Source organism: Paracoccus sp. SJTW-4 (genome assembly GCF_047716885.1).
GTDB lineage: Bacteria > Pseudomonadota > Alphaproteobacteria > Rhodobacterales > Rhodobacteraceae > Paracoccus > Paracoccus solventivorans.
The window spans coordinates 1,051,089-1,074,560 of record NZ_CP136681.1 but is presented as its reverse complement, the minus strand read 5'-3'; the positions used below and the strand labels follow the sequence as shown (position 1 = coordinate 1,074,560).

At 71.3% G+C, this 23,472-nt stretch carries 21 protein-coding genes; 11 read left to right on the top strand and 10 right to left on the bottom strand.

Translation table 11 applies throughout. The features are described from left to right. Positions 1–100 precede the first annotated feature (100 nt). A complete protein-coding gene (locus RSP45_RS05280) occupies positions 101–1,129 on the bottom strand; it encodes an ABC transporter substrate-binding protein (RefSeq protein ID WP_415394003.1) in 1,029 nt (342 codons plus the stop codon). 176 nt (positions 1,130–1,305) lie between these two features. Here RSP45_RS05280 and RSP45_RS05275 point away from each other — a divergent pair, with 176 nt between their 5' ends. Continuing rightward, a complete protein-coding gene (locus tag RSP45_RS05275) occupies positions 1,306–1,998 on the top strand; it encodes a 5'-methylthioadenosine/S-adenosylhomocysteine nucleosidase (RefSeq protein WP_415393502.1) in 693 nt (230 codons plus the stop codon). Here the strand turns inward: RSP45_RS05275 and RSP45_RS05270 are convergent. The 3 genes from RSP45_RS05270 to RSP45_RS05260 all read right to left on the bottom strand — a co-directional run bounded on the left by RSP45_RS05270 (position 1,995) and on the right by RSP45_RS05260 (position 4,719). Continuing rightward, positions 1,995–2,951, bottom strand: coding sequence for an NAD(P)/FAD-dependent oxidoreductase (locus RSP45_RS05270; RefSeq protein WP_415393501.1), 957 nt, complete (start codon positions 2,949–2,951; stop codon positions 1,995–1,997). The genes RSP45_RS05275 and RSP45_RS05270 overlap by 4 nt on opposite strands. 34 nt (positions 2,952–2,985) lie before the next feature. After that, entirely contained in the window at positions 2,986–3,729 is a 744-nt protein-coding gene (locus tag RSP45_RS05265; protein WP_415393500.1) for an SDR family NAD(P)-dependent oxidoreductase, read from the bottom strand. 87 nt (positions 3,730–3,816) lie between these two features. Beyond that, a complete protein-coding gene (locus tag RSP45_RS05260; RefSeq protein ID WP_415393499.1) occupies positions 3,817–4,719 on the bottom strand; it encodes a TPM domain-containing protein in 903 nt (300 codons plus the stop codon). Positions 4,720–4,815: 96 nt separating this feature from the next. Here RSP45_RS05260 and RSP45_RS05255 point away from each other — a divergent pair, with 96 nt between their 5' ends. Further along, on the top strand, positions 4,816–5,448 hold the full coding sequence (locus RSP45_RS05255) for a hypothetical protein (RefSeq protein WP_415393498.1): 633 nt from the start codon (positions 4,816–4,818) through the stop codon (positions 5,446–5,448). Here the strand turns inward: RSP45_RS05255 and metA are convergent. The 3 genes from metA to RSP45_RS05240 form a co-directional block, all read right to left on the bottom strand. After that, positions 5,429–6,406 carry a homoserine O-acetyltransferase MetA gene (gene metA, locus RSP45_RS05250; protein ID WP_415393497.1) on the bottom strand — a complete coding sequence of 326 codons (978 nt, stop codon included), beginning with the start codon at positions 6,404–6,406 and terminating at the stop codon, positions 5,429–5,431. The two genes, RSP45_RS05255 and metA, sit on opposite strands and share 20 nt — an antisense overlap. Continuing rightward, positions 6,406–7,269, bottom strand: coding sequence for an ATPase (locus RSP45_RS05245; RefSeq protein ID WP_415393496.1), 864 nt, complete (start codon positions 7,267–7,269; stop codon positions 6,406–6,408). Before RSP45_RS05245 ends, metA begins: the two co-directional genes overlap by 1 nt. A 104-nt stretch (positions 7,270–7,373) precedes the next feature. Beyond that, positions 7,374–8,501 carry an OmpP1/FadL family transporter gene (locus tag RSP45_RS05240; RefSeq protein ID WP_415393495.1) on the bottom strand — a complete coding sequence of 376 codons (1,128 nt, stop codon included), beginning with the start codon at positions 8,499–8,501 and terminating at the stop codon, positions 7,374–7,376. Positions 8,502–8,820: 319 nt separating this feature from the next. Here RSP45_RS05240 and RSP45_RS05235 point away from each other — a divergent pair, with 319 nt between their 5' ends. Together RSP45_RS05235 and guaB are read left to right on the top strand one after the other, a co-directional pair. Then, on the top strand, positions 8,821–9,792 hold the full coding sequence (locus RSP45_RS05235; RefSeq protein WP_415393494.1) for a tellurium resistance protein: 972 nt from the start codon (positions 8,821–8,823) through the stop codon (positions 9,790–9,792). A 101-nt stretch (positions 9,793–9,893) separates the two neighbouring features. Further along, positions 9,894–11,342, top strand: coding sequence for an IMP dehydrogenase (gene guaB, locus RSP45_RS05230; RefSeq protein ID WP_415393493.1), 1,449 nt, complete (start codon positions 9,894–9,896; stop codon positions 11,340–11,342). 120 nt (positions 11,343–11,462) lie between these two features. Here guaB and RSP45_RS05225 read toward each other — a convergent pair whose 3' ends face one another. Beyond that, a complete protein-coding gene (locus RSP45_RS05225) occupies positions 11,463–12,221 on the bottom strand; it encodes a hydroxypyruvate isomerase family protein (RefSeq protein ID WP_415393492.1) in 759 nt (252 codons plus the stop codon). Beyond that, positions 12,222–12,791, bottom strand: coding sequence for a DUF1285 domain-containing protein (locus tag RSP45_RS05220; RefSeq protein WP_415393491.1), 570 nt, complete (start codon positions 12,789–12,791; stop codon positions 12,222–12,224). Between the two features lie 63 nt (positions 12,792–12,854). Between RSP45_RS05220 and RSP45_RS05215 the strand changes: the two genes are divergently transcribed. From RSP45_RS05215 to RSP45_RS05190, 6 genes are read left to right on the top strand one after another with little or no spacing between them, the layout of a single operon-like run. Continuing rightward, the gene (locus RSP45_RS05215) at positions 12,855–13,874 is read left to right on the top strand and encodes an AAA family ATPase (protein ID WP_415393490.1); all 1,020 of its coding nucleotides are present in this window, start codon (positions 12,855–12,857) and stop codon (positions 13,872–13,874) included. 1 nt (position 13,875) lies between these two features. Further along, positions 13,876–14,766: a DUF58 domain-containing protein gene (locus RSP45_RS05210; RefSeq protein WP_415393489.1), complete on the top strand. Its 891-nt coding sequence runs from the start codon at positions 13,876–13,878 to the stop codon at positions 14,764–14,766. Beyond that, positions 14,763–16,694: a BatA domain-containing protein gene (locus RSP45_RS05205; protein ID WP_415393488.1), complete on the top strand. Its 1,932-nt coding sequence runs from the start codon at positions 14,763–14,765 to the stop codon at positions 16,692–16,694. Before RSP45_RS05210 ends, RSP45_RS05205 begins: the two co-directional genes overlap by 4 nt. Continuing rightward, a complete protein-coding gene (locus RSP45_RS05200; protein ID WP_415393487.1) occupies positions 16,691–17,584 on the top strand; it encodes a DUF4159 domain-containing protein in 894 nt (297 codons plus the stop codon). The genes RSP45_RS05205 and RSP45_RS05200 overlap by 4 nt, the downstream gene beginning before the upstream one ends. Continuing rightward, positions 17,581–19,710, top strand: coding sequence for a hypothetical protein (locus RSP45_RS05195; protein ID WP_415393486.1), 2,130 nt, complete (start codon positions 17,581–17,583; stop codon positions 19,708–19,710). The genes RSP45_RS05200 and RSP45_RS05195 overlap by 4 nt, the downstream gene beginning before the upstream one ends. After that, positions 19,707–21,131, top strand: coding sequence for a D-alanyl-D-alanine carboxypeptidase/D-alanyl-D-alanine-endopeptidase (locus tag RSP45_RS05190; RefSeq protein WP_415393485.1), 1,425 nt, complete (start codon positions 19,707–19,709; stop codon positions 21,129–21,131). Before RSP45_RS05195 ends, RSP45_RS05190 begins: the two co-directional genes overlap by 4 nt. Here the strand turns inward: RSP45_RS05190 and RSP45_RS05185 are convergent. Then, on the bottom strand, positions 21,128–21,550 hold the full coding sequence (locus tag RSP45_RS05185) for a tellurite resistance TerB family protein (RefSeq protein WP_073062998.1): 423 nt from the start codon (positions 21,548–21,550) through the stop codon (positions 21,128–21,130). The two genes, RSP45_RS05190 and RSP45_RS05185, sit on opposite strands and share 4 nt — an antisense overlap. A gap of 95 nt (positions 21,551–21,645) precedes the next feature. Between RSP45_RS05185 and RSP45_RS05180 the strand changes: the two genes are divergently transcribed. Then, a complete protein-coding gene (locus tag RSP45_RS05180; RefSeq protein WP_415394002.1) occupies positions 21,646–23,229 on the top strand; it encodes a lysine--tRNA ligase in 1,584 nt (527 codons plus the stop codon). Positions 23,230–23,472 lie beyond the last annotated feature (243 nt).

The following is a 23,472-nucleotide window of genomic DNA, read 5'->3' as shown; positions in this document are numbered from 1 at the left end:
CCCCCCGAGGATATTTGGGCCACGATGAAAGCCTCGGCTGGTTTCATCGTGGCCCAAATATCCCGGGGGTGCGGGGGCAGCGCCCCCGCGTTCGGGCCGCTCAGTAGCCGGCCTTGATCTTTTCGAACTCGATCAGCTGGCGCTCGCGCTGTTCGGGGTCGTTGGGGACCTGCGCCAGCACCGGGGCGTCGATCTCGGCCAGACCGTGGACCACGCGCGGGTCGTTGGCGACGGTTTCCAGCCCCTTGGTGTTGGTCAGCCCATAGCCGATGGTGTCCAGCAGCCCGATCGCCGAGCCGGGGTCCAGCCAGGCGTTGATGAAGTCATAGGCCTTGTCCTCGCTGCCCGGGCCGTTCTTCAGGTTCACGAAGCCGCAGAAGAAGGTCGAGGAGCCCTCGGTCGCGGTGCGCTGGAAGCCGATCGGATAGCCCTCGGCCTCGAGCAGCGGCAGCACGTCGTTCCACGACCACGCCACGTCCACCGCCCCCGAGGCCATCAGCTGTGCCTCTTCCGCGGGGTCGGCCCAATAGACGGCGACGTTCTGGTGCGCCTTGCGCAGCCAGTCGGCGGCGGCCTGGAACTGTTCGTCGCTGACGTCGGTCCAGTCGGTGACCCCGGTGGCCAGATAGCCCAGCGCCCAGACGTCATCGGCGGAATCGGGCAGCGAGGTGCGGCCCTGATAGGCCGGGTTCACGAAGATCTGCAGGGTCGAGACGTCTTCCTCGGGCACCGTCTCGGTGTTGTAGGCGACGGCGGTCGAGCCGAAATCGGCGGGGATGTACCACAGCCCCTGATCGTCGCGGAACACCTCGGAATCGAGGAAGCGCGGGTCGATGTCGGCCACCGCCGGGATGCGGCTTTCGTCCCAGGGCTCGATCAGCCCGGCGTCGCGGTATTTCGACACCATCTGACTGCACGGATGCGCCACGTCCGCCCGGAACCCCGAGGCGATTTTCTGGTACGCCTCGTCGTCGTCGCCGTAAAAGGCGAAGGTCGGGCCCTGGCCGTGCTTGTCGATGTATTTCTGATAGATCACCGGCTCTTCGAACCCGGCCCAGTCAAAGACGGTCAGCTCGGGATCGGCGGCAAGGGCGGGGGACAGGCTGGGCGCGGCAAGGACAAGCGCCATGGCGGTGGTGCGCAGGATGGACACGGGCTGGACTCCGGGTTGGACGTTTGGTCAGAACGCTAGCGGCGGGTCGGCCGCGGGGCAAGGGCGAAGGCCGCGGGTGCGGCCTGCCTTTGGCAAGACAGAGAATGTCGGCCGCGGCTGGGACGGGAATGGGACGGCAGCGAGGGGATGCGATGAACGGTGATGCAGGCGAAGCGTTCGGCGGGTTGCGCCCGCCCCGGATCGGCGCGGGGCTGCCGGCGGTGGATCTGGTCGCCGGGCGGCCGCTGCTGTTCGTCATGGCCGCGCCCGAGGAATACGGCCCGGCGCTGCGGGCGCGGATCACGCCGCTGATGACCGGCATCGGCCCGGTCGAGGCCGCCATCGCCGTCACCGCCGCGCTGACCCGGCTGGAATCCGCGGGCGCGCTGCCGCTGGCGGTGGTGTCGCTGGGCAGCGCCGGGTCGCGGCATCTGGAACAGGGCGGGGTCTATCAGGCGCAATCGGTCAGCTATCGCGACATGGATGTCTCGGCGCTGGGGTTTCCGCGCGGGCTGACCCCGGGGCTGGACCTGCCGGCCGAGCTGGCGCTGGCGCCGCACATCCCCGGCATCCCGCTGGCGCGGCTGTCCTCGGGGGCGGCGATCGTGTCGGGCGGGGATTACGACGCCATCGACGCCGACATGGTGGACATGGAGACCCATGCCGTCTGCCGCGCCTGCCTGGGGTTCGGGCTGCCGCTGATCGGGCTGCGCGGGATTTCCGACGGGGCCGAGCCGCTGGCGGGTTTCATGGACTGGACCCGCTACCTGGCCGAGATCGACCTGCGGCTGGCCGCGGCGGTGGACCGTCTGTCAGCGGCGGTGGCCGAGGGGCTGCTGGGCTAGGGGACCAGCAACTCGTCGTCGCGGGCGCGCAGGTCGTTGTGGATGGCGACGGCGGCGCGGGCGCCGGTGCCGATGGCGATGCCGATCTGGTCCAGCGCGTCCACCGCGTCGCCGGCCGCATAGACCCCGCTGGCGGTGGTGCGCTGATGGGCGTCGGTAACGAAACACTCGCCATCGACCAGCCGCGTGCCCAGCATCTCGCCCAGGCGGTTGCGGGTATGGGTGCCAAGCGCGGCATAGAGCGTGTCGAACACATGCTGCGAGCCGTCGGCCAGGGTCAGCCGCACCTCGCCCTTGTCAAAGCCGAAATGCGACACCGGCGCGGGGGTCAGCGCCACGCCGGCGCGCTCCGCCTCGGCCCGTTCGGCGGGGTCCAGCGCCAGCCCGGTCAGCGAGACCAGCGTGACGTCGCGGCTGTAGCTGCGCAGGAACACCGCCTCGGCCAGCCCGTGGCGGTCGCCGCCCAGCACCGCGATGCGCTTGCCGCTTTGTTCGTAGCCGTCGCAGATCGGGCAATAGCGCAGCAGCCCTGCGGCGACGGCGCGGTCGTGGGTGGCGGCGTCCAGCGGCGGGCGGTGGTTCACCACCCCGGTCGCCAGCAGCACGGTGCGGGCGCGCACCGGCCGGGCGAGGGGGGCGCCGGTGTCGGCGCCCGCGATCTCGGCCTCGATCACCCCGTCCGCGTGGCGCAGCGCGGTCACCTCGGCCTGAACCAGCGCCGCGCCGTAGCGGGCGGCCTGGCCGCGCATCTCGGACAGCAGGTCGGCCCCGCGGATACCCTGCGGATAGCCGGCAAGATTATGGGTCCGCGGGATCATCTGCAGCCGCCCCTCGCCCTTGTCCACCACCATCACCCGGCGGTGGAAGCGCGCCAGATACAGCGCCGCCGTCAGTCCGGCCGGGCCGCCGCCCACGATCAGGCAGTCAAGCGGGTCGGCGGCGGCGTCGGGCATCTTGCGGCACCTTTCGGGCTGGGGCAGGGCAGGGTCAGCGCATCCGCAACGCGCCGTCGATGCGGATCGTTTCACCGTTCATGTAGCCGTTTTCCACGATGAAGGCCGCCAGCCGCGCATATTCCGCCGGATCGCCCAGCCGCCTGGGGTTGGTGACCTCGGCCGCGAGGCTGTCCTGCACCTCTTGCGGCAGGCCGCGCAGCATGGGCGTGCCGAAGATGCCCGGCGCGATGGCGCAGATGCGGATGTTGTTGCGCGCAAGGTCGCGGGCGATCGGCAGGTTCATGCCCGCGATGGCGGCTTTCGAGGCCGCATAGGCCGCCTGTCCCGCCTGCCCGTCGAAGGCCGCGACCGAGGCGGTGTTGACGATCACCCCGTTTTCCTCGCGCCCGTTCTTCGCCATTTCGGCGGCGGCCAGCCGCAGCACGTTGAAGCTGCCGATCAGGTTGATCTCGATCACGCGGCGGAAGCTGTCCAGCGCCAGCGGCCCCTCGCGGCCAAGGGTCTTGCCGGCGGTGGCCACGCCTGCGCAGTTCACGCAGATGTCGATGCCGCCCATGCGTTCCATCGCCAGCGCGATGGCGGCGGCGACGGAGGATTCGTCGGTCACGTCGGTGCAGGCGAAATGCGCGCCGATGGCGTCGGCCGCCGCCTGGCCGGCCTCGTCACGGTCCAGCACCGTGACCTGGGCGCCGCGCTGGCGGAAAAGCTCGGCAGTGGCGGCCCCCAGCCCCGAGGCGCCGCCGGTGATGATGGCGCGGGCATTCGACAGATCCATGGTGTCCCTCTCCTCAACTTGGTTTCGGTGCCGGTGCTAGGGCGCGGGGGCGGCGCTGACAAGCGCCGCGTGGCTGGCCGCCGCCCGCTACCAGCGCCCCGAGGCGCCGCCGCCGCCCGAGGATCCGCCCCCGAACCCGCCGCCGCCGCCGCCGCCGCCCCCGCTGCGGCCCGGGGCTGGCTCGACCCGTTCCCGGCGCCCGTCGCGGTCGTAATGGGTGATGACCGGCAGCGGGATGGTCCGGTCGCGGCTCCAGCCGCAGGCGGGGCAATGCTGGCGCCGCGTGGCCTCGGCCGTGCGCCAGCCGCCGTCGGGGCGGTCCTCGCGCAGGGGGGTGTCGGCGGTGGAAAGCCCGGCGCCGCATTGCGGGCAGCGGTTGCGGCGGGCCCGCGCGCGCAGCTGCAGCCCGACCATCGCCGCCGCCGCGGCCAGGAATGCCGCCAGCCCGCCCCAACCGCTGCGGTCGCGCGGGGCTGGCACCGGCGGCTGCCCGGCGGCATGGGGGCGGGCGATGTGGTCGATCACCGCCAGCGTGCCGTCGCGCAGCGCGGCCGAGACCTCGCCGCGCCGCAACGCCGGCAGCATCACCCGCGACATGATGTCCTGCGCGACGATGTCGGATTCGACCGGATAGCCGCGCCCGAGCTCGATCCGCGCCTCGCGGTCGTCGCGCAGGAACAGCAGCATGAAACCGTTGTTACGCTGGGCGTCGCCGATGCCCCAGTGGTTGAACAGCCGCGTGGCAAAGGGCTCGAGCGCCTCGCCGCCGTAGCGGGCGCGGTCGGGCAGGGTGACCAGCGTGCCCTCGACGCCGCTGTCCCGGCGCAGCTGTGCCAGCGCCTGGTCGACCGCTTGTGCATCCTGCGGGGCCAGGACCGCGGCGAGGTCGTTGACCGTGGTCGCCTGCCAGTCGGGCAGCGCCTGCGCCCCGGCCCCGGTCGCGGCCCAGACCAGCAGCAGGAACGGCGCAAGGATTCGGCACAGGCGCATGGTGGGTCCGCGGGCGGTTGAAGAATCCGCCTCAGGGTTGGCGCCCGTTAACCCTCTGTCAACCTTGCTGCGCTAGGGAGGGGGTGAGAGGTCCCCATGCGCCTGTTTCGCCTGCTGTCCCTGCTGATCGCGCTCTGCGCCGCCGCCCCGGTGCTGGCGGCGGACGGCAGCTGGACCCAGCTCGACCTGCACCGCGAGGGCGGGCAGCTGGTGGTGCAGGTGGAAAAGGGCCGGCTGCTCTGGGGGATGTCGCTGGGCGAGGATGCCGAGGACCGCTGGGCGCGCGCCTCGGTGCTGTATACATGGCCGCTGGGCGGCGGGCGGGCGCCGTGGAACCTGCGCGCCGGCCCCGCGCTCAAGGCCGAGGAGATCGGCTGGTGGCAGGTTGCGGATTACCGCTGGGCCACCTGCCTGGAGGACCGCGACCGCTGCGGCGCGCTGCGCGCCGGCTGGCGGCTGTCGGCGGATCGCTGGGCGCAATACGGCGACTGGGGGTTGTTCCTGATGGCGGATTTCACCAGCATCGACCGGGCCACGCTGGCGGTGGCGGGGGCGACGCATCTGCCCTCGGGCTGGGGCGGGCAGGTTTCGCTGTGGCACGAGCAGGGCGGAGAGCCGACCCCTACGTTGATGCTGACCCGCCGGCTGGGCAAGCGGCTGACGCTGCGGCTGGGCCACAAGTTCGTTGAGGATGAAACCTTCCTGGGGATCAGCGTCTCGACCTATTGACGGGAGGCGGGACCGCGGCCCGCCCGCCCGGTCGTTCCCGCCCGATCTCGGCCAGGTCGAAGGGCGTGGTCTGGTAGATCTCGTTGATCCAGTTGCCGTAAAGCAGATGCGCGTGGCTGCGCCAGCGGTTCGTGGGCGTGCGCGAGGGGTCGTTGTCGGGATAGTAGTTCGCCGGCACCTCGATCGGCTTTCCGGCCGCCACGTCGCGGTCGTATTCGTCCTTCAGCGTGGTGGAATCATATTCCAGGTGGTTGAAGATATAGAGCCGCCGAGCCGCCGCATCCTCGATCAGGCAGGGGCCGACCTGTTCCGAGGCCAGCAACGTCTGCAATTCGGCGCGCGCGTCGATGTCGGACTGGCGCACCTCGGTCCAGCGGCTGACCGGGATCAGCACGTCGTCCGAGAACCCGCGCAAGTAAGGCGACGAGGGCGCGAGGTTGCGGTGGCGGAAGCAGCCGAAGGCCTTGTCATCCAGCATGTGCTTGGGCAGGCCGTGGAAATGCCAGGCCATCGCCATGCCGCCCCAGCAGACCCCGAAGCTCGAATGCACATGGGTCCGGGTCCAGTCGAACACCCGGCGCAGCTCGTCCCAATAGGTCACCTGGTCGAAATCCAGATGCTCGACCGGGGCGCCGGTGACGATCAGCCCGTCGAAACGCTCGCCCGAGGCCTCGACCTCGGTGAACGGCCGGTAGAAGGATTCCAGGTGGTCGGCGGCGGTATTGCGCGATTCGTGGTCCGACATGCGGATCAGCGACAGGTCGATCTGCAGCGGCGTCGCCCCGATCAGCCGGGCGAACTGGTTTTCCGTCTGGATCTTCTTGGGCATCAGGTTCAGCAGCGCGATCCGCAGCGGGCGGATGTCCTGGCGTGCGGCGCGGTCGGGCGCCATCACCATCACCCCTTCGCGCTTGAGGATTTCAAACGCCGGCAGGTTCGAGGGCAGCGTAATCGGCATCAGGCGTCCTTTCGGTGTTTGCGGGTGATCGCGCGGGCGATCAGCGCGGCGAAATCCGCGGGCGAGGCGACGCGGGCGATCTCGTCGGCCTCGACGGTCACGCCGCGCCGGGCCATGGCCTCGTATCGGGGCTGCCTGTGGGCCAGCGCGCGGGCATAGGTCCAGCGGATGAAGGCGTCGGGACAGACCGGGCCGGGGTGGGTATCGGCGTAATCGCTCCACGCGCGGGACAGGAAATCCGGCTGGTAATACATCGGCTTGGGCGCGCGGTCAAAGCGCCGCACCAGTTCCGCCGTATGCGCCTCGGTCCCGCGGATCCAGACCGGCAGCATCAGCCGGGCGGTCGCCGCCAGCACCGGATCGTCGGGATCGTCGGGGTCCACCACCTCGCACACCGAGCCCGAGGTGTCGCAGACGAAATCGCGATAGCCGTAGATCGCGCGGGCGCGGTCGATGAAATGCCCGCAATCCAGCATCGCCGCGATTTCCGCGGCGCGGTGCTGGTTCTGCCGGGTCATGTAGTCGGGAAACGCCAGCCCGCCCCGTGCCGGATCGCCGGGCTTGCCCAGATACATCGACAGCGGCGCCAGGTTGTCGAAGGTGATGTTCGAGCGGATGCGCACGGAATCGGTCAGCAGCAGCTCGCGCAGCAGCGGCACCTGCATGGCATGCAGCTTGAACTCGTCGGCGATCAGCTCGCCCATGTAGCGGGTGCCGATGCGGTAGTCGACGCTGTAGTGGAACCAGCCGCCGGCGCGGCGCAGCATCGAGGCGACATGGGTTTTCCCCAGCCCGGACATGCCGAACAGCATCACCCGCTTTTCGGGCGCCTCCAGCCACGATTCTGCGCTGTCGTAGATCATCGGTCCCGCCCGTCTGCCTTGCCGCCGCGATAGGTAGGCCGCGACGCGGCAAAGGAAAAGGGGCGGCCGACGGGCCGCCCCCTGTGACACCCCGGTGGAGGGGGTCAGAAGCTGTAGCCGACCTTGACGCCGATGCCCCAGGCGTCGTTGTCGCGAAACTCGGCGCGGGCGGTATCGGGCGTCCCCGTCTCTGCCTCGGCATCGCCGAGCTTGATATAGGTGATCCCGGTCGTGACCTTCCAGTTGTCCTGCGTATAGACTGCCGCGAGGCCGAGGCTCTTGCGCCCGGTGGTGGGCGACAGCGGCGAAACGAGTCGGCGGCCCGATTTCTCGTATCCGAAAGACAGCGCGCCCGACCAGTTCTCGGTGAACTTGCGGGCAACGCCGAGGGTATAGGTGGTGGTGTCCTCAAGATCGACGAGGCCGTCTCCGGTCACCGTTACAAGTCCAACCGGATCCACCCGGAATTCGGACCAGTTGACCCAGCGGATCGAGCCGAACACCAGCGTGTCGGCAGCGACGCCTGTCTGGCCCTCCAGCGTCCAGGATCGCGGGGTTTTCACGGTAGTCTCAGAAGCTCCGTTCAATCCAGGCACCGGCAAGCCGGTTTCCACCGTATCAAAATCGTGCTCGATGGGGGAGTTGTAGGTCAGCGAGACGCGCGCCGCGATCTCAGGCTTTTCCCAGCTTGCGCCCAGCACGTAGCCCCAGCCCCACGCGCTGTCGAGGTCCACATTGTATCCCGATAGGGTCGCGTAAGCGGCACCTTCCAGATTGACCCGGCCATCGGCGCGCGAGCCGCGGATGCCGCCGTGGATACCGAAGTTGTTGTCGAATCGATAGCGCAGCAGTGCAGTGTAGGTGGTCGAGTTCACATAGGCGTAGGTCCCGCCCAGATTGACCGACCCACCGACGGGATAGGAGATGTCCGCCCCGTAAGGCTGCTCAATGATCAGTGCAGCAGAGAGATTCTCGTTGAACTGATGTTTGTAGCCGAGGCCGAAGAAACTATAGTTCTCGGAAATATCACCGCTGCTGCTTCCGCCCGACAACGAGCCCAGCGGCAAGTCCGTTCCCGATACGTCCGGGCTCACCCGCCCGGCCGAGAACTCGACGTAATTCCCTTCCTCGAACAGGATGCCCAGCGACTGCGGCGCGCGCTCGATGGCGCCGGCAAAAACCGGTGCGGCGGTCAGCATCAGCGCCGCGGTGCCCGTCAACAGATGTTTCATCGAATTAACCTCCCCCTGTCTCGCAAAACCGTCATTGCCGGTTTCCTGTCATTTTCGGCCTGTTAAGGCGCTGGTCAATCCATTGTGCATGTGACGCGGCGTTCCGGGGGCCGGGTGGGGCTGTGCGTGGCGGCGGTGCAACGTCCGCGCCGCCGTCTCGCCCCCTGCGCCCGCGCGATTTGCCGCTATGTGCCAGCAGCACCATTGCAAGCAGCAGGACGTCTCGCCCCCCCCCGAGCCTGCGCGATTTGCCGCGCTTGGCAAGCGCGCGCGGGGCTGCGATCATGCGCCCATGACCAGGGACCGCCTGCATTTCGCCATGCCACGCACCGTTCCGCCCGGCCTGTGGCGCCGGGTGCCTCCGGCCGTGTTCCCGCCGGTGCTGGGGGCGCTGGGGCTGGCGCTGGCCTGGCTGGGGGGCGTGGGGGCCTTTGCGCTGCCGCCGGCGCTGGCGCAGCTGCTGGCGGGGATGGCGGTGGCGATCGCGGGGTTCGCGATGCTGGCCTATGCGGTCAAGCTGGCCCGCCGCCCGGCCGTTCTGGCCGAGGAGCTGGCGATCCTGCCTGGCCGCGCCGGGGTCGCGGCGGGGGTGCTGGCGGTCTATCTGGTGGCGGCGCTGCTGGCGGCGCTGGGCATGGTGGGCGCCGGCAAGGCGGTGCTGGGCGTGGGGCTGGTCCTGCACGGGGTGCTGCTGGTGGTGCTGGTCGCGGTGCTGCGCGGCCTGCCGCCCGAACAGCGCCGCGTCGCCCCGGCGTGGCATCTGAGCTTTACCGGCCCCATCGTCGCGGCGCGGGTGGCGGTGGCTGTGGGCTGGCCGGGGCTGGCGTGGTGGCTGTTCTGGCCGACGCTGCTGGTGGCGCTGGCGATCTATGCGGTGAGCGCCCGACAGGCGCTGGCCCTGCGGGTGCCGCCGCCGCTGCGGCCGCTGCTGGCCATCCACCTTGCCCCGATTGCGCTGTTCGGCACGGTGGCGCTGGGGCTGGGCTGGACCGCCGCGGGGACGGCGCTGGCCTGGCTGGCGCTGGCGCTGCTGGTCCTGGGGCTTGCCGCGGCGCGCTGGCTGCTGGCGGACGGGTTTTCCGCGCTGTGGGGGGCGCTGACCTTCCCGGTGGCGGCGACCGCGGGGCTGTGGGTAACGCTGTGGCAGGTCCAGCCGTCCGAGCTGCACCGGCTGATCGCCGGGGTGGTGCTGGTGGTCGCGACGCTGGTCGCCGTCCCGATCCTCGCGCTGGTGCTGAAAGCCTGGGCGCAGGGGCGGCTGCCGGTCAAGACCAACGCTGCCATCGCCTGAGCGCGCAGTCGCCTGACATACATTCTTATGGGCGGCTGGACTTTCCGGCCCGCTCGTGAAATGGGGAACCGCCAAACGAACCCCTGACAGGATTGCATCCCATGCAGATTCGCGAGGCGCTGACCTTCGACGACGTTCTTCTGGTTCCCGCCGCATCCAGCGTGATGCCATCGACGGCGGATGTGACCACGCGGGTCTCTCGCAACATCCGCATGAACATCCCGCTGGTCAGCTCGGCCATGGATACGGTGACCGAAAGCCGCATGGCCATCGCCATGGCGCAGGCGGGCGGCATCGGGGTGATCCACCGCAACCTGTCCCCCGAAAAACAGGCCGCCGAGGTCCGCCGCGTCAAGCGCTTTGAATCGGGGATCGTGTATGAGCCGATCACCCTGCGTCCCGACCAGACCCTGGCCGATGCCAAGGCGCTGCAGGAACACTATCACGTCACCGGGTTTCCGGTGGTGGACGACCAGGGCCGCGTCGTCGGCATCGTCACCAACCGCGACATGCGTTTCGCCAGCGACGACCGCACGCCGGTGCGGGTGATGATGACCTCGGACGACCTGGCGATCCTGCACGAGCCCGCCGACCGGGACGAGGCGATCAGCCTGATGAAGGCGCGGCGCATCGAAAAGCTGCTGGTCACCGACGGGCAGGGGCGGCTGACCGGGCTGCTGACGCTGAAGGACACCGAAAAAGCGGTGCTGAACCCGCTGGCCTGCAAGGACGACCAGGGGCGGCTGCGGGTGGCCGCGGCGTCCTCGGTCGGGGATGAGGGATTCGAGCGCAGCGTGGCGCTGATCGAGGCGGGCGTGGACATGGTGGTGATCGACACCGCCCACGGCCATTCCGAGGGCGTGGGCATCGCCGTGCGCCGCCTGAAAGAGGCCTATCCGCAGGTCGAGATCTGCGCCGGTAACGTCGCCACCGCCAGCGCCGCCCGCGCGCTGGTCGAGGCGGGGGTGGATGCGGTCAAGGTCGGCATCGGCCCCGGCTCGATCTGCACCACCCGGATCGTGGCCGGCGTGGGCGTGCCGCAGCTGACCGCGATTCTGGACGCGGTGGCGGGCGCGGGCGACGTGCCGGTGATCGCCGACGGCGGCATCAAGTATTCGGGCGATTTCGCCAAGGCCATCGCCGCCGGCGCCAGCTGCGCCATGGTCGGCAGCGCCATCGCCGGCACCGACGAATCGCCGGGCGAGGTGACGCTGTACCAGGGCCGCAGCTTCAAGTCCTATCGCGGCATGGGCAGCCTTGGCGCCATGGCCCGCGGCTCGGCCGACCGCTATTTCCAGAAGGACGCGGCCAGCGACAAGCTGGTCCCCGAGGGGATCGAGGGGCAGGTGCCCTACAAGGGCTCGGTCACCGCGGTGCTGCACCAGATGGTCGGCGGCCTGCGCGCCGCCATGGGCTATACCGGCTGCGCCACCATCGAGCAGATGCGCACCGGCTGCGAGTTCGTGCGCATCACCGGCGCCGGGCTGCGCGAAAGCCACGTCCACGACGTGCAGATCACGCGGGAATCGCCCAACTATCGGCTGGGGTGAGCCGCGCGGTGCGGCGGCCCGCAGGGGCGGCCCGCCCCCGTGGATTGCAACACCGCCCCCGGCGAGACCCACCGCAGCACCCGGCAGCAGTTCCAGCAGCCGCGCCGGCTGCGGGACCCGTCACCCCACATCGGTGAGCCAGCCCAGCCCGGCCTCGGTGGTGGTGGCGGGGATGTATTCGGCCGACACGAACCCGTCATAGCCCGAGGCCGCCAGCCGCCGGAAGAACGCCGGATAGTCGATGTCGCCGCCCCGTGGCTCGTGCCGCCCGGGGGCGCCGGCGATCTGGACGTGGCGGGCGCGGGCGCCGTGGCGGTCCCAGCAGGCGAGCGCGTCGCCGGTGATGCGCTGCGCGTGATAGGCGTCGAATTGCAGGCCGATATTCGGCGCCCCGATTTCGTCCAGGATCTCGGCGGCGAGGTCGAAATCATCCAGGAAATAGCCGGGCAGGTCGGCGGTATTGGCGGGCTCGATCAGCAGGCTGGCCTGCGGCGCCCGTGCCGCCGCCCAGGACAGGTTGCGGATGAAGCTCTGCCGCGCCTCTGGCCCCTGGGCGCGTCCGGCCATGACATGGATATGCTGCGCGCCCAGCTCGCCGGCAAAGCGCAGCGCGCGGTCGAAGTCGCGGCGAAAGCGATCCTCGCCGCCGGGGATGGCGGCAAAGCCGCGCGGCCCGCCCGCCCAGTTCGGGGGCGGGGTGTTCAGCGCCACGAACTCCAGCCCCTCGGCGCGGGCGGCGCGGGTCAGCTCGCGCGTGGCGAGGTCATAGGGGAACAGCACCTCGACCCCGGAAAACCCCGCCCGCCGCGCCGCGGCAAAGCGCTCGGTCATCGGCAGTTCGGTGAACAGAAAGGTCAGGTTGGCCGCCAGCCGCGCCATTCAGCCCTCCAGCGCGAAGCTGGCCCCGCGCGAGCGCAGCACCAGCCGGCCCGCTTCATCCTCGGACGCGGCCTCGACTAGCCGGTAAAAGGTCTTGCGGTCGATCAGCGCATCGAGCCCGCCGCGCACATGCACATAGGGGCGCGGCTCGCCGTCGCGGCTTTCGACCCGGATCGGGTTGTCAGGACCTGCCACAACCTCATCCCCGATATTGGTGACAAAGCGGATCTCGTCCGCGCCGATCTCGGCGTCCACGGCCAGGAACGGTGCGTCCTGCACCTTGATGCCCAGCTTTTCCACCGGGGTGACCAGGAAGAAACGGTCCCCCTCGCGTTTCAGGACCGAGGCGAACAGCTGCACCATCTCGGGGCGGCCGATGGGGCTGCCCACGTGGATCCAGCGCCCGTCGGCGCGGATTTCCAGGTCCATCTCGCCGCAATAGGGCGGGTTCCACAGATGCACCGGTGCGGGCCCGCGGCCCTTGGCCTGCCGCGCCGCGGCGATGATGCCGGCGCCCGGGGTGGTCGCCGTCGCGCGATCGTGCGGCGAATCTGCCTGTCTGTCCGTCATTGCTGGTGGAGCCTCTGCATTTCTCCTCATATGCTCGGGATAACGCAGAGCAGGGGCAGAGTCATGGCCGCACACGCCGATATCGCCGCAGGGCAGGATCTTGCCGCCGAGGCCGGGCAACTGGCCGCGCGGCTGACCGCGGCCCGCGCCAGCATCGAGCGCCGCTTCGTCGGCCAGCACGAGGTGGTGGAACAGGTGCTGGCCGCGATCCTGTCGGGCGGGCACGCGCTGCTGGTGGGGCAGCCGGGGCTGGGCAAGACCATGCTGGTCGATACGCTGTCCACCGTGCTGGGGCTGGACAGCGCCCGCATCCAGTTCACCCCGGACCTGATGCCGGCCGATATCCTCGGGTCCGAAGTGCTGGACATGAATGCCGACGGCAGCCGCGCATTCCGTTTCGTGCAAGGGCCGGTGTTCACGCAGCTGCTGATGGCGGACGAGATCAACCGCGCCAGCCCCCGCACCCAGTCGGCGCTGTTGCAGGCCATGCAGGAGGGCGAGGTCACCATCGGCGGCGCCCATCGCCCGCTGGGTCGGCCTTTTCACGTGCTGGCGACGCAGAACCCCATCGAGCAGGAGGGCACCTATCCGCTGCCCGAGGCGCAGCTGGACCGCTTCCTGGTGCAGGTGGACATCGACTATCCCGACCGCGACACCGAACGCGCGATCCTGCTGGCCACCACCGGGGTGGAACAGGACCGCCCCCATGCGGTGCTGGACGCGCCGGCGCTGATCGCGGCGCAGCATCTGGTGCGGGCGATGCCGGTGGGGGAAAGCGTGACCTCGGCCATTCTCGACCTGGTGCGCGGCGCAAGGCCCGGCGCGCCCGAGGCCGACGCGTGGCTGTCCGAGACGCTGGTCTGGGGGCCGGGGCCGCGCGCGGCGCAGGCGCTGATGCTGCTGGTGCGGGCGCGGGCGGTGCTGCAGGGACGGCTGGCGCCGACGCTGGACGACGTGGCCGCGATGGCCGCGCCGGTGCTGCGCCACCGCATGGCGCTGTCCTTTGCCGCGCGGGCGCGGGGCGCCACCTCTGACGAGGTGGTGGCGCGGCTGATCGAGGGCAGCCTGCTGGCGGCCGCCTGACATGCGGGGGGCTGGGTCCAGCCGCGGATTCGCGGCGACAGGAACGGGCGGGGCGGCGGCGCTGCGGTTGCGGGCCGAGGCCGCAGCGCTGGGCCTGCCCGAGCTGATGCTGGCGGCCGAGCGGCTGGCCTCCAGCGTCGATCCGGGCGCGCATGGGCTGCGCCGCGCCGGCACCGGCGAGGATTTCTGGCAATACCGCGCCGCGGTGCCGGGCGATCCGGCCGGGCTGATCGACTGGCGCCGCTCGGCGCGCTCTGACGCGGCTTTCGTGCGCGAACGCGAATTGCAGGCGCCGCAGGCGGCGGTGCTGTGGGTGTCCGGCGCGCCCGGCATGGGGTGGAGCGGCGATCCCGCCCGGCCGGCCAAGCGCGACCGCGGCCGGGTGCTGGCGCTGGCGCTGGGGCTGCTGATGCTGCGCGGGGGTGAACGGGTGGGCATCGGCGCCTCGCCCGCGCGGCCCGGCCGCACGCAGGCCGAGGCGCTGGCCCGCGATCTGCTGGCCGCGACGGATGAGCTGCCGGATGAAGCCGCGCTGCGCCCGCATCGCCGCGTGGTGCTGGTCGGGGATTTCCTGGGCGATCTGACGGGCCTGCGCGGGCTGCTGGGGCAGGCGGCGGCGCTGAATTGCCGCGGCGCGCTGCTGCAACTGCTCGATCCGGTTGAGGAGACTTTTCCTTTTTCCGGGGCGGTGCGGTTCCGTGCCCCTTCGGGGGAACGCCACGCCACCGGCAACGCCGCCGCCCTGCGCGACGCCTATCTGGCCCGGCTCGCCGCCCGCCGCGACGAGCTTGCGCAGCTGGCCGCGGGCGCGGGGTGGCGGTTCGGCACCCATGACACCGGCGCCCCCCCTGCAACCGCGCTGCTCTGGCTGCATGGGGCGCTGTCGCCATGATGACGCTGGGCCCCCTTGGCTTTGCGGCGCCGTGGCTGCTGGCGGCGGGGCTGGCGCTGCCGCTGCTGTGGCTGCTTCTGCGCGCCGTGCCGCCCGCCCCGCGCGAGGTCGAGTTTCCCGGCACCGCGCTGCTGCTGGGGCTGGCCGACCCGGCGCCGGTCACCCGCCATACGCCCTGGTGGCTGCTGGCGCTGCGGCTGCTGGCGGTGGCGGCGGCGATCATCGCCTTTGCCGGACCGGTCTGGCGTCCGCAGCCGCAGGCGGCCGGCGGCGATGGCCCGCTGCTGGTCCTGATGGACGCCGGCTGGGCGGCCGCGCCCGGCTGGGCCGAGGCGCAGGCCCGCGCCCGCGCCGCGCTCGACCGCGCGCAGGCCCAGGGCCGCCCGGTGGCGTTTTGGCTGGCCGACGGGCAGGGCGGGCGGGGGCAGGGGCCGGTGTTCGGCACCGCCACCGATGCCGCTGCGACACTACGTGCCGCCAGCCCGCAGCCGTGGGAAACCCGCTATCCCGCCGATCTCGCCGCGATGCTGGGCGATGCGCCCGCGCAGTTTCAGACGCTGTGGATCGCGGACGGGCTGGACCATCCGGGGCGCGCTTCGCTGCTGGCGGCGCTGGCCGCGCGCGGGGCGGTGACGGTGGCGCTGCCTGCCCGCCCGCTGCTCTCGTTGGCCGTGCAGGATAGTGCGCAGCCCTCGCTGATCCTGCGGGCACATCCCCCCGGCCCGCTGCCCGAGGTGCTGGCGATGGGGCCGGACCCGCAAGGCATCCCGCGCCAGCTCGCCCGACTGCGCGCGGCCGCGGACAGCGACCCCGCGGCCGCCGTCATCCCCATCGACCTGCCGCCCGAGTTGCGCAACCGCATCACCAGCTTCGCGGTTGAGGGCGCGGCCTCGGCCGGGGCGGTGGTGCTGGCCGACGACCGGATGCGGCGGCGCAAGCTGGCGCTGGTCGGCGACGCCCGCGCGACCGAAGGCCAGCACCTGCTGTCGCCGCTGCATTACCTGCGCCAGGCGCTGGCGCCCTCGACCGACCTGATCGAGGGCACGCTGGCCGATGTGCTGCAGGCAAGCCCCGATGTGGTGGTACTGGCCGATGCCGCCCCCGGTGCGCAGGCGCAAGAGCTGGCGGAATGGGTGGTGCAGGGCGGGGTGCTTGTGCGGTTTGCCGGGCCGCGGATGGCGGCGCAGCCCGATCTGTCGCAGGACGGGCTGCTGCCGGTGCGCCTGCGCCCGGGGGGCCGCGATGCCGGCGGCGCGCTCAGCTGGGGCGAGCCGCGGGCGCTGGCGCCATTCACAGCGGACGGGATTTTCGCCGGGCTGGCGATCCCCGCCGATGTGCTTGTGCGCGCGCAGCTGCTGCCCGAGCCGGACCCCGACCTTGCCGCCCGCACCATCGCGCAGCTTGAGGACGGCACCCCCCTGGTCACTCGCGACAGCGTGGGCGCGGGCCGGATCCTGCTGGTCCACACCACCGCCAACGCGGAATGGGGCAATCTGGCGCTGTCGGGGCTGTTCGTGGCGATGCTGGACCGGATCGTGCAAAGCGCCCCGGGTGCGGCGGGGGCGGATGCCCCGGATACCGCGCCCGCCGAGACCGGCCATTGGGCGGCGCAGCTGGTGCTGGACGGCTTCGGCCGCCCCCGCGCGCCCGAGGGGCTGGCCCCGGTCGCGGCCGAGGATTTCGCGCAAGGGCCCGGGCCGCTGGCGCCGGCGGGAGTCTACGCCTCGGGCGAGCGTCGGGCGGCGCTGAATGCGGGCGGGCCGATGGTGGCGGCGGACTGGCCCGGCGCCACGGTCGAGGCCGCCGAGGCCGCGCCCGGCACGCCGCTGGGCGGCTGGCTGCTGGCGCTGGCCGGGCTGGCGCTGGCGGCGGACGCCCTTGGCAGCGCGGTGGTCGCGGGCGGGCGGCGCCGGATGGGGGTGGCATGAGCAGGCGCATCCTTTCCCTGGCGCTGGCCCTGCTGCTGGCCGCACTGCCCGCGGCGGCGCAGGAGCCGCCCGCGCCCGAACCGCGGCTGGTCGCCGCGGCGGCGGATTCGGCGCTGGCCTATGTGATCACAGGCGATCCGCAGCTGGACCGCGCCTCGGAGCTGGGGCTCGCCGGGCTCAGCGCCGCGCTACGCGCCCGCACCACCGTCGAGCCGGGCACCCCGGTCGGCGTCGATCTGGACCAGGACGACCTGTCGCTGCTGACCTTCCTCTACTGGCCGGTGACGGCGGATCAGCCGCCGCCCTCGCCGCTGGCCTATGCGCGGCTGAACCGGTTCCTGCGCAGCGGCGGCATGATCCTGTTCGACACCGGCGACGGCGATCTGGAAGGGATCGGCGGGCTTGAGGGCACCGGCAGCGGCACCCTGCAGCAGCTGGCGGCGCCGCTGGAGATCCCCCCGCTGGCGCCGGTGCCGCCCGACCATGTGCTGACGCGCTCATACTATCTGCTGAGCGAGTTTCCCGGCCGCCACCGCGGCGGCACGCTCTGGGTCGAGGCGACCTCGGCCAGCGCCGAACAGGGGGCGCTGGGGGTGACCAACGACGGGGTGTCGCCGGTGGTCATCGGCGGCAACGCCTGGGCCGAGGCCTGGGCCGAAGACGACTCGGGGCGCCCCGCCTATGCGATCGGGCCGGGCTATGACAGCGGCCGCCAGCGCGAGCTGGCGCTGAGATTTGGTATCAACATCGTGATGTATGCGCTTGGCGGCAATTACAAATCCGACCAGGTGCATGTGCCGGAACTGCTGGAGCGGCTGGGCCGCGAACAGGGCGGGTATGATTTCAGTGCCCCCGACTATGCCCCGCTGCCGCAAAGGCTGCTGCCATGAGCGTGGCGGGTCTCGGGCTGGGTTTCGCGCCGCTGCTGGGCTGGGGCGTGGTCGCCGCCGCTCTGGCACTTGCGCTGCTGGCCGCTGCGCTGGCGTGGTGGCGCGGCCTGCGCGGCTGGCCGTGGCGGCTGGCGGCGGGGCTGGCGGCGGCGGCGGCCATGGCGGGGCCGATGCTGGAAACGGGCGTGCGCCGGGCGCTGTCCGACATCGTGCTGCTGGTCGAGGATCACAGTGCCAGCCAGTCCCTGCCGGGTCGGGCCGCGCAGCTGGCGGCGGCCTCGGAGGCGATGGCCGCGCAGATCGCCGCCCGCCCGGATACCGAACTGCGCCGCGTGACGCTGGCGGACGACCCTGACGGCACGCTGCTGGGCGAGACCATCGCCCGCGCACTGGCGGCGGAACCCGAGTCGCGCCTCGCCGGGGTGATTGTGATCACGGACGGGCGGCTGCACGATCCCGCGGCGCTGCCGGCCGAGGCGCCGGCGCCGGTGCATGTGCTGCTGACCGGGCAGGCGGAGGACTGGGACCGCCGGCTGGTGATCGAGGAATCCCCCGGTTTCGGGCTGATCGGCCAGCCGGTGACGCTGCGGCTGCGGATCGAGGATCAGGGCGCCGTCCCCGACGTGGTGGCCGGCCGCGCCGCCACCCTGCGGCTGTCGCTGGACGGCGAGGACGAGCAGATCATCTCGATCCCGCCGGGGATGCCGCTGGATATTCAGGTGACGCCGGAACACCCGGGGCAGAACGTGGTGGCGCTGGCGCTGGACCCGCCGGACGCCGGCCCGCCGCAGCTGACCGAGCTGAACGACCGCGCCGTGGTCCGCATCGAGGGCGTGCGCGACCGGCTGCGGGTGCTGCTGGTGTCGGGCGAGCCGCACCCGGGTGGAAGAGTCTGGCGCAACATCCTGAAATCGGACACGAATGTCGATCTGGTCCATTTCACCATCCTGCGGCCGCCGGACAAGATGGATGGGGTGCCGGTGGACGAGCTGGCGCTGATCGCCTTTCCGACCGAGGCGCTGTTCCACGACCGCATCAACGATTTCGACCTGATCATCTTTGACCGCTACCGGGTGCGCGGCATCCTGCCGCCGCAGTATTTCGACAATATCCGCCGCTATGTCGAAGCCGGGGGCGCGCTGCTGGTCGCCTCGGGGCCCGAGATGGCGGGGGTGGAAAGCCTACATCTGTCGCCGCTGGGTGCGATCCTGCCGGCGCGGCCGACGGGGCGGTTCGTTGATGCGCCGTTCCGGCCGCAGCTGACCGAGGCCGGGCGCCGCCACCCCGTCACCGCCGCGCTGCAGGGCGCGCCGGGCAGCGACGGCGCGCCCTGGGGGCGCTGGCTGCGCATGGGTGAAGTGGTGGCCGACCCCCGCGCCGAGGTGCTGATGACCGGCGAGGGAGAGCGCCCGCTGCTGGTCGCCGGCCGCGCGGGTCAGGGGCGGGTGGCGCTGCTGACCTCGGACCAGGTGTGGCTGTGGGGGCGCGGCTTCGAGGGCGGCGGTCCGCAGGCCGAGCTTTTGCGCCGCGTCGCGCATTGGTCGATGAAGGAGCCGGATCTGGAGGAGGAGACGCTCTCGGTCCGGGTCGCCGAGGGGCCGGTGCTGGCGATCACCCGCCGCACCATGGAGGACGCCATCGGCCCGGTCGAGATCATTCGCCCCGATGGGGCCACCGCGACGCTGGCGCTGGAGCCCGAGGGCGCCGGGCGGTTCTCGGGGCGGTTCCCGGCGCCGGCGCCGGGGCTGTATCGGCTGGCCGAGGGCGAGTTGACGCGGGTAGTCGCCGTCGGCCCTGCCGCCCCGCGCGAGTTCGAGCAGACCGTGGCTGATGCCGCGGCGCTGGAGCCGCTGGTGGCGGCGATGCAGGGCGCGGTGCTGCCGCTGTCCGAGGGCGTGCCGGACCTGCGCACGGTGGCGGTCGGGCGGCAGGCGCATGGGCAGGGCATCGCGCGCCCGTGGATCGCGATCACCCCGCGCGGGGCCGAGGCGGTCGAGGGGCTGGCGGTGCGGCCGCTGCTGCCGCCTTGGGCGTGGCTGCTGCTGATCGCCGGGCTGGCGCTGGCGGCATGGCTGGCCGAAGGCGGACGGCTGCGGACACGACGTGAGGATTCCGGGGTTCGATGATGAAAAGGCGTGAGTTTCTGCTGGCGGCCTCGGCTGCGGTTCTGGCCGGTCCGGCATGGGCCGGGCGGCCGCGCCGCAAGCCCGCGCCCTCGGTCGCGCAGCTGTTCGCGGGGGCGGGGCTGGGGGACGCCTCGCTGGGGTTCGCGGCGATCGACCTGGGTTCGGGCGCGGTCCTGCAGGCCGAGGGCGCAGAGCTGGCGCTGCCCCCGGCCAGCACGCTCAAGACCGTGACCGCGCTTTATGCGCTGGACCGGCTGGGGCCGCAGCACCGGTTCACGACGCGGGTGCTGCGCGACGGCGACACGCTGGTGCTGGCGGGGGGCGGCGACCCGGCGCTGGACACCGATGCGCTGGCGGTGCTGGCAGCCGAGACCGCGCAGGCGGTGGGCGACTGGCGGCCCTTGCGCTTTGCAGTCTGGGGCGGGGCGCTGCCGCAGGTGGAGGAGATCGCGCCGGGGCAGGCGGCGCATCTGGCCTATAATCCAAGTGTTTCCGGGATGATCCTCAACTATAACCGCGTCTATCTGGGCTGGCGCTGCGAGGTGGATTGCACGCTGGACCTGCAGGCGCGCGGGTCTGCGCAATCGCCGCGGGCCTGGACGATCAGCGCCGGCACCAAATCGGGCGGCGGCTTTGGCCACAGCATCGCCGAGGGGCGCGAGCATTGGCAGGTGCCGCGCGCCGGGCTGGGGCGCAGCGGTTCGCGCTGGCTGCCGGTGCGCCGCCCCGAGGCCTATGCGGGCGACGTGTTCCAGACGCTGGCGCGCGCGCAAGGCCTGCCGCTGCCCGCGCCGGAGGTGGCGCAGGCCGCGCCCGCGGGGGTCGAGATCGCGCGGCTGGACAGCGCACCGCTGACCGTGCTGCTGCGCGGGATGCTGGAACATTCCACCAACCTGACGGCCGAGGTGGTGGGGCTGGCCGCCAGCGGGGCTATGAGCCAAGCGGATTCGGCCCGGGCGATGGGCGAGTGGCTGGCGGCGGCGGGGATCACCGGCGCGGTGCTGGCGGATCATTCCGGGATGAGCCCGCAGAACCGCATTTCCGCGCAGGCGCTGGCGCGGCTGCTGGCGCGGCCGCAGGCCCGCGCGGCGCTGCGGCCGCTGCTGAACACCGACCCGCTGCGCGAGGTGCTTGGCGAGGCGGCGCAGGGCCACGGCCGCAACGGCGCCCCGCTGGTGCAGGCCAAGACCGGGACGCTGAACTTCGTGTCCTGCCTGGCCGGTTATGCGGCGGCGGAGGGGCGCGAGATCGCCTTTGCCACGCTGATGGCGGATGAGCCGCGGCTGGCGGCCACGACCGGGCAGGACTGGCCCCAGGGCTCGCTTTCCTGGGTCAAGCGCGCCAAGATCTTGCAGCGCGACCTGGTGGCGGCGAGCCTGCGCGACGATGCCGCACCCGCCACGCTGCCGCCGGAAATCTAGAGCTGGCGGTTGCGGGCGTTGGCGGCCAGCTCGATGGCGGCGGCGTGCAGGCGGTCGATCTGCAATTCCTCGCGCAGCTCGACCAGCAGCCGCAGCTCGACCTGATCGGCGCGGCCGTCGGCGGCGGCGACGTCGCAGGCCAGCACATAGGCGGTTTCGTAAAGCGATTCGGGCAGCGCGTCGCGGATCAGCCCGAACAGCGCGTCCAGCCCGTCCTCTTCCTCGAAGATCGACAGCACGGTCTGCGACACCCCCCGCACCCGGTCGATGTCATAGGCGGCAAACACCGGGGTGTGGTTCACCAGCCGCTCGATCGCCACCATCTCGGCGGTGCCCAGGCCCTGTCCGGCGGCCGAAACCGCCACCATCACGGCGACAAGCGCGTCGCAGGGCGACATTGCGGGCAGGGGCAGGGTCATGGGGGCCTCGGGGTCGCGGGCGGCGCTTGGGCGCGCCTGTGTTGACGATATCTGGACCGCCCGCTACGGCAGGGCCGAACGGACGGAGAATGACGATGACCACCCTGCGCGATGCCGCGATGAATTCCAAGGCCTGGCCTTTCGAGGAAGCGCGCCGGGTGCTGAAACGTTACGCCAAGAAGGACCCCGAAAAGGGCTATGTGCTGTTCGAGACCGGCTATGGCCCCTCGGGCCTGCCGCATATCGGCACTTTCGGCGAGGTGGCGCGCACCACCATGGTGCGCCGCGCGTTCGAGATCATCAGCGACATCCCCACACGGCTGTTCTGTTTTTCCGACGACCTGGACGGGATGCGGAAGGTGCCGGACAACGTGCCGCAGACCGAGATGCTGCGCCAGCATCTGCAAAAGCCGCTGACCAGCGTGCCGGACCCGTTCGGCGAATACCCCAGCTTCGGCGACCACAACAACGCCATGCTGCGCCGGTTCCTGGACACCTTCGGGTTCGAGTACGAGTTCATCAGCGCGACCGAGTTCTATCGCTCGGGGCAGTTCGACGCCACGCTGCTGCTGGCGGCGGAACGCTATGACGCGATCATGGAGATCATGCTGGCCAGTCTGCGCGAGGAGCGCCAGCAGACCTACAGCTGCTTTCTGCCGATCCACCCGGAAACCGGGCGGGTGCTGTATGTGCCGATCAAGAACGTCGATGCGGCCAACGGCGAGATCACATTCGACGACGAGACCGGGCGCGAATGGACGCTGCCGGTCACCGGCGGCAACGTGAAGCTGCAGTGGAAGCCCGACTTCGGCGCCCGCTGGGCGGCGCTGGACGTCGATTTCGAGATGTATGGCAAGGACCATTCCACCAACACCCCGATCTATGACGGCATCTGCGAGGTGCTGGGCGGCCGCGCCCCCGAGCATTTCACCTATGAGCTGTTCCTGGACCAGCACGGGCAGAAGATCAGCAAATCCAAGGGCAACGGCTTGTCGATCGACGAATGGCTGACCTATGCGGCCACCGAGAGCCTGTCCTATTTCATGTATCAGAAGCCCAAGACCGCCAAGCGGATGCATTTCGACGTGATCCCCAAGGCGGTGGACGAATACCACCAGCAGCTGCGCGCCTATCCGGGGCAGACGGTGGACCAGCAGCTGGCGAACCCGGTCTGGCACATCCACGGCGGCAAGGTGCCCGAATCGAATCTGGTGGTGCCGTTCCAGATGCTGCTGAACCTGGCCTCGGTTTCGGCGGCACAGGACAAGGAAACGCTGTGGGGCTTCATCCGCCGCTATGCGCCCGAGGCGACGCCGGAAACCCACCCCGACCTGGATGCGGCGGCCGGGTTTGCGGTGCGGTATTTCAACGACTTCGTGGCCCCCACCCGCGCCTTCCGCGCCCCCACCGACAAGGAGCGCGCGGCGCTGGAGGATCTGGCGGCGCGGCTGGCGGCGTGGGACGGGCCTGCGGATGCGGAAGCGTTGCAGACGATGGTCTTTGCCATCGGCAACGCGCACGGGTTCGAGCCGCTGCGCGACTGGTTCCAGGCGCTGTATCAGGTGCTGCTGGGCGCCGATCAGGGGCCGCGGTTCGGCGGCTTCATCGCGCTTTACGGGGTGGCCGAGACCCGCGCGCTGATCGAGCGGGCGCTGGCCGGAGAGCTTGAGGCGGTCTGAGGACAGGCGGTGCGTGCAGAGCACGCACCCTACAGAGCTTCCGGTGCGCGCTCTGCACACGCCATTCCTCGCGCCTCACCTGCGTAGGGTGCGCGCTCTGCACGCACCGCCCCCCGCATCTGCGTTGCCGTCCCCCTTCTTGCACCGCGCGGCTGGTTAACCGGGCGTCAACCCTTGCGCGGCAGTGTTCCGGGCTGCTGCGGGGCGTGTCGTGACCTCGCATCCTCAAGGGGAAGGACGAGC

Excerpts from the sequence above, each read along its gene's own strand:
- RSP45_RS05275 (WP_415393502.1), top strand. The coding sequence starts at position 1,306 with ATGAACGGTGATGCAGGCGAAGCGTTCGGCGGGTTGCGCCCGCCCCGG.
- RSP45_RS05270 (WP_415393501.1), bottom strand. The coding sequence starts at position 2,951 with ATGCCCGACGCCGCCGCCGACCCGCTTGACTGCCTGATCGTGGGCGGC.
- RSP45_RS05200 (WP_415393487.1), top strand. The coding sequence starts at position 16,691 with ATGAGCAGGCGCATCCTTTCCCTGGCGCTGGCCCTGCTGCTGGCCGCA.
- metA (WP_415393497.1), bottom strand. The coding sequence starts at position 6,406 with ATGCCGATTACGCTGCCCTCGAACCTGCCGGCGTTTGAAATCCTCAAG.
- RSP45_RS05225 (WP_415393492.1), bottom strand. The coding sequence starts at position 12,221 with ATGGCGCGGCTGGCGGCCAACCTGACCTTTCTGTTCACCGAACTGCCG.
- RSP45_RS05215 (WP_415393490.1), top strand. The coding sequence starts at position 12,855 with ATGGCCGCACACGCCGATATCGCCGCAGGGCAGGATCTTGCCGCCGAG.
- RSP45_RS05255 (WP_415393498.1), top strand. The coding sequence starts at position 4,816 with ATGCGCCTGTTTCGCCTGCTGTCCCTGCTGATCGCGCTCTGCGCCGCC.
- RSP45_RS05235 (WP_415393494.1), top strand. The coding sequence starts at position 8,821 with ATGCCACGCACCGTTCCGCCCGGCCTGTGGCGCCGGGTGCCTCCGGCC.
- RSP45_RS05260 (WP_415393499.1), bottom strand. The coding sequence starts at position 4,719 with ATGCGCCTGTGCCGAATCCTTGCGCCGTTCCTGCTGCTGGTCTGGGCC.
- RSP45_RS05210 (WP_415393489.1), top strand. The coding sequence starts at position 13,876 with ATGCGGGGGGCTGGGTCCAGCCGCGGATTCGCGGCGACAGGAACGGGC.
- RSP45_RS05205 (WP_415393488.1), top strand. The coding sequence starts at position 14,763 with ATGATGACGCTGGGCCCCCTTGGCTTTGCGGCGCCGTGGCTGCTGGCG.
- RSP45_RS05195 (WP_415393486.1), top strand. The coding sequence starts at position 17,581 with ATGAGCGTGGCGGGTCTCGGGCTGGGTTTCGCGCCGCTGCTGGGCTGG.
- RSP45_RS05180 (WP_415394002.1), top strand. The coding sequence starts at position 21,646 with ATGACCACCCTGCGCGATGCCGCGATGAATTCCAAGGCCTGGCCTTTC.
- RSP45_RS05280 (WP_415394003.1), bottom strand. The coding sequence starts at position 1,129 with ATGGCGCTTGTCCTTGCCGCGCCCAGCCTGTCCCCCGCCCTTGCCGCC.
- RSP45_RS05220 (WP_415393491.1), bottom strand. The coding sequence starts at position 12,791 with ATGACGGACAGACAGGCAGATTCGCCGCACGATCGCGCGACGGCGACC.
- RSP45_RS05240 (WP_415393495.1), bottom strand. The coding sequence starts at position 8,501 with ATGAAACATCTGTTGACGGGCACCGCGGCGCTGATGCTGACCGCCGCA.
- RSP45_RS05185 (WP_073062998.1), bottom strand. The coding sequence starts at position 21,550 with ATGACCCTGCCCCTGCCCGCAATGTCGCCCTGCGACGCGCTTGTCGCC.
- RSP45_RS05245 (WP_415393496.1), bottom strand. The coding sequence starts at position 7,269 with ATGATCTACGACAGCGCAGAATCGTGGCTGGAGGCGCCCGAAAAGCGG.
- RSP45_RS05190 (WP_415393485.1), top strand. The coding sequence starts at position 19,707 with ATGATGAAAAGGCGTGAGTTTCTGCTGGCGGCCTCGGCTGCGGTTCTG.
- guaB (WP_415393493.1), top strand. The coding sequence starts at position 9,894 with ATGCAGATTCGCGAGGCGCTGACCTTCGACGACGTTCTTCTGGTTCCC.
- RSP45_RS05265 (WP_415393500.1), bottom strand. The coding sequence starts at position 3,729 with ATGGATCTGTCGAATGCCCGCGCCATCATCACCGGCGGCGCCTCGGGG.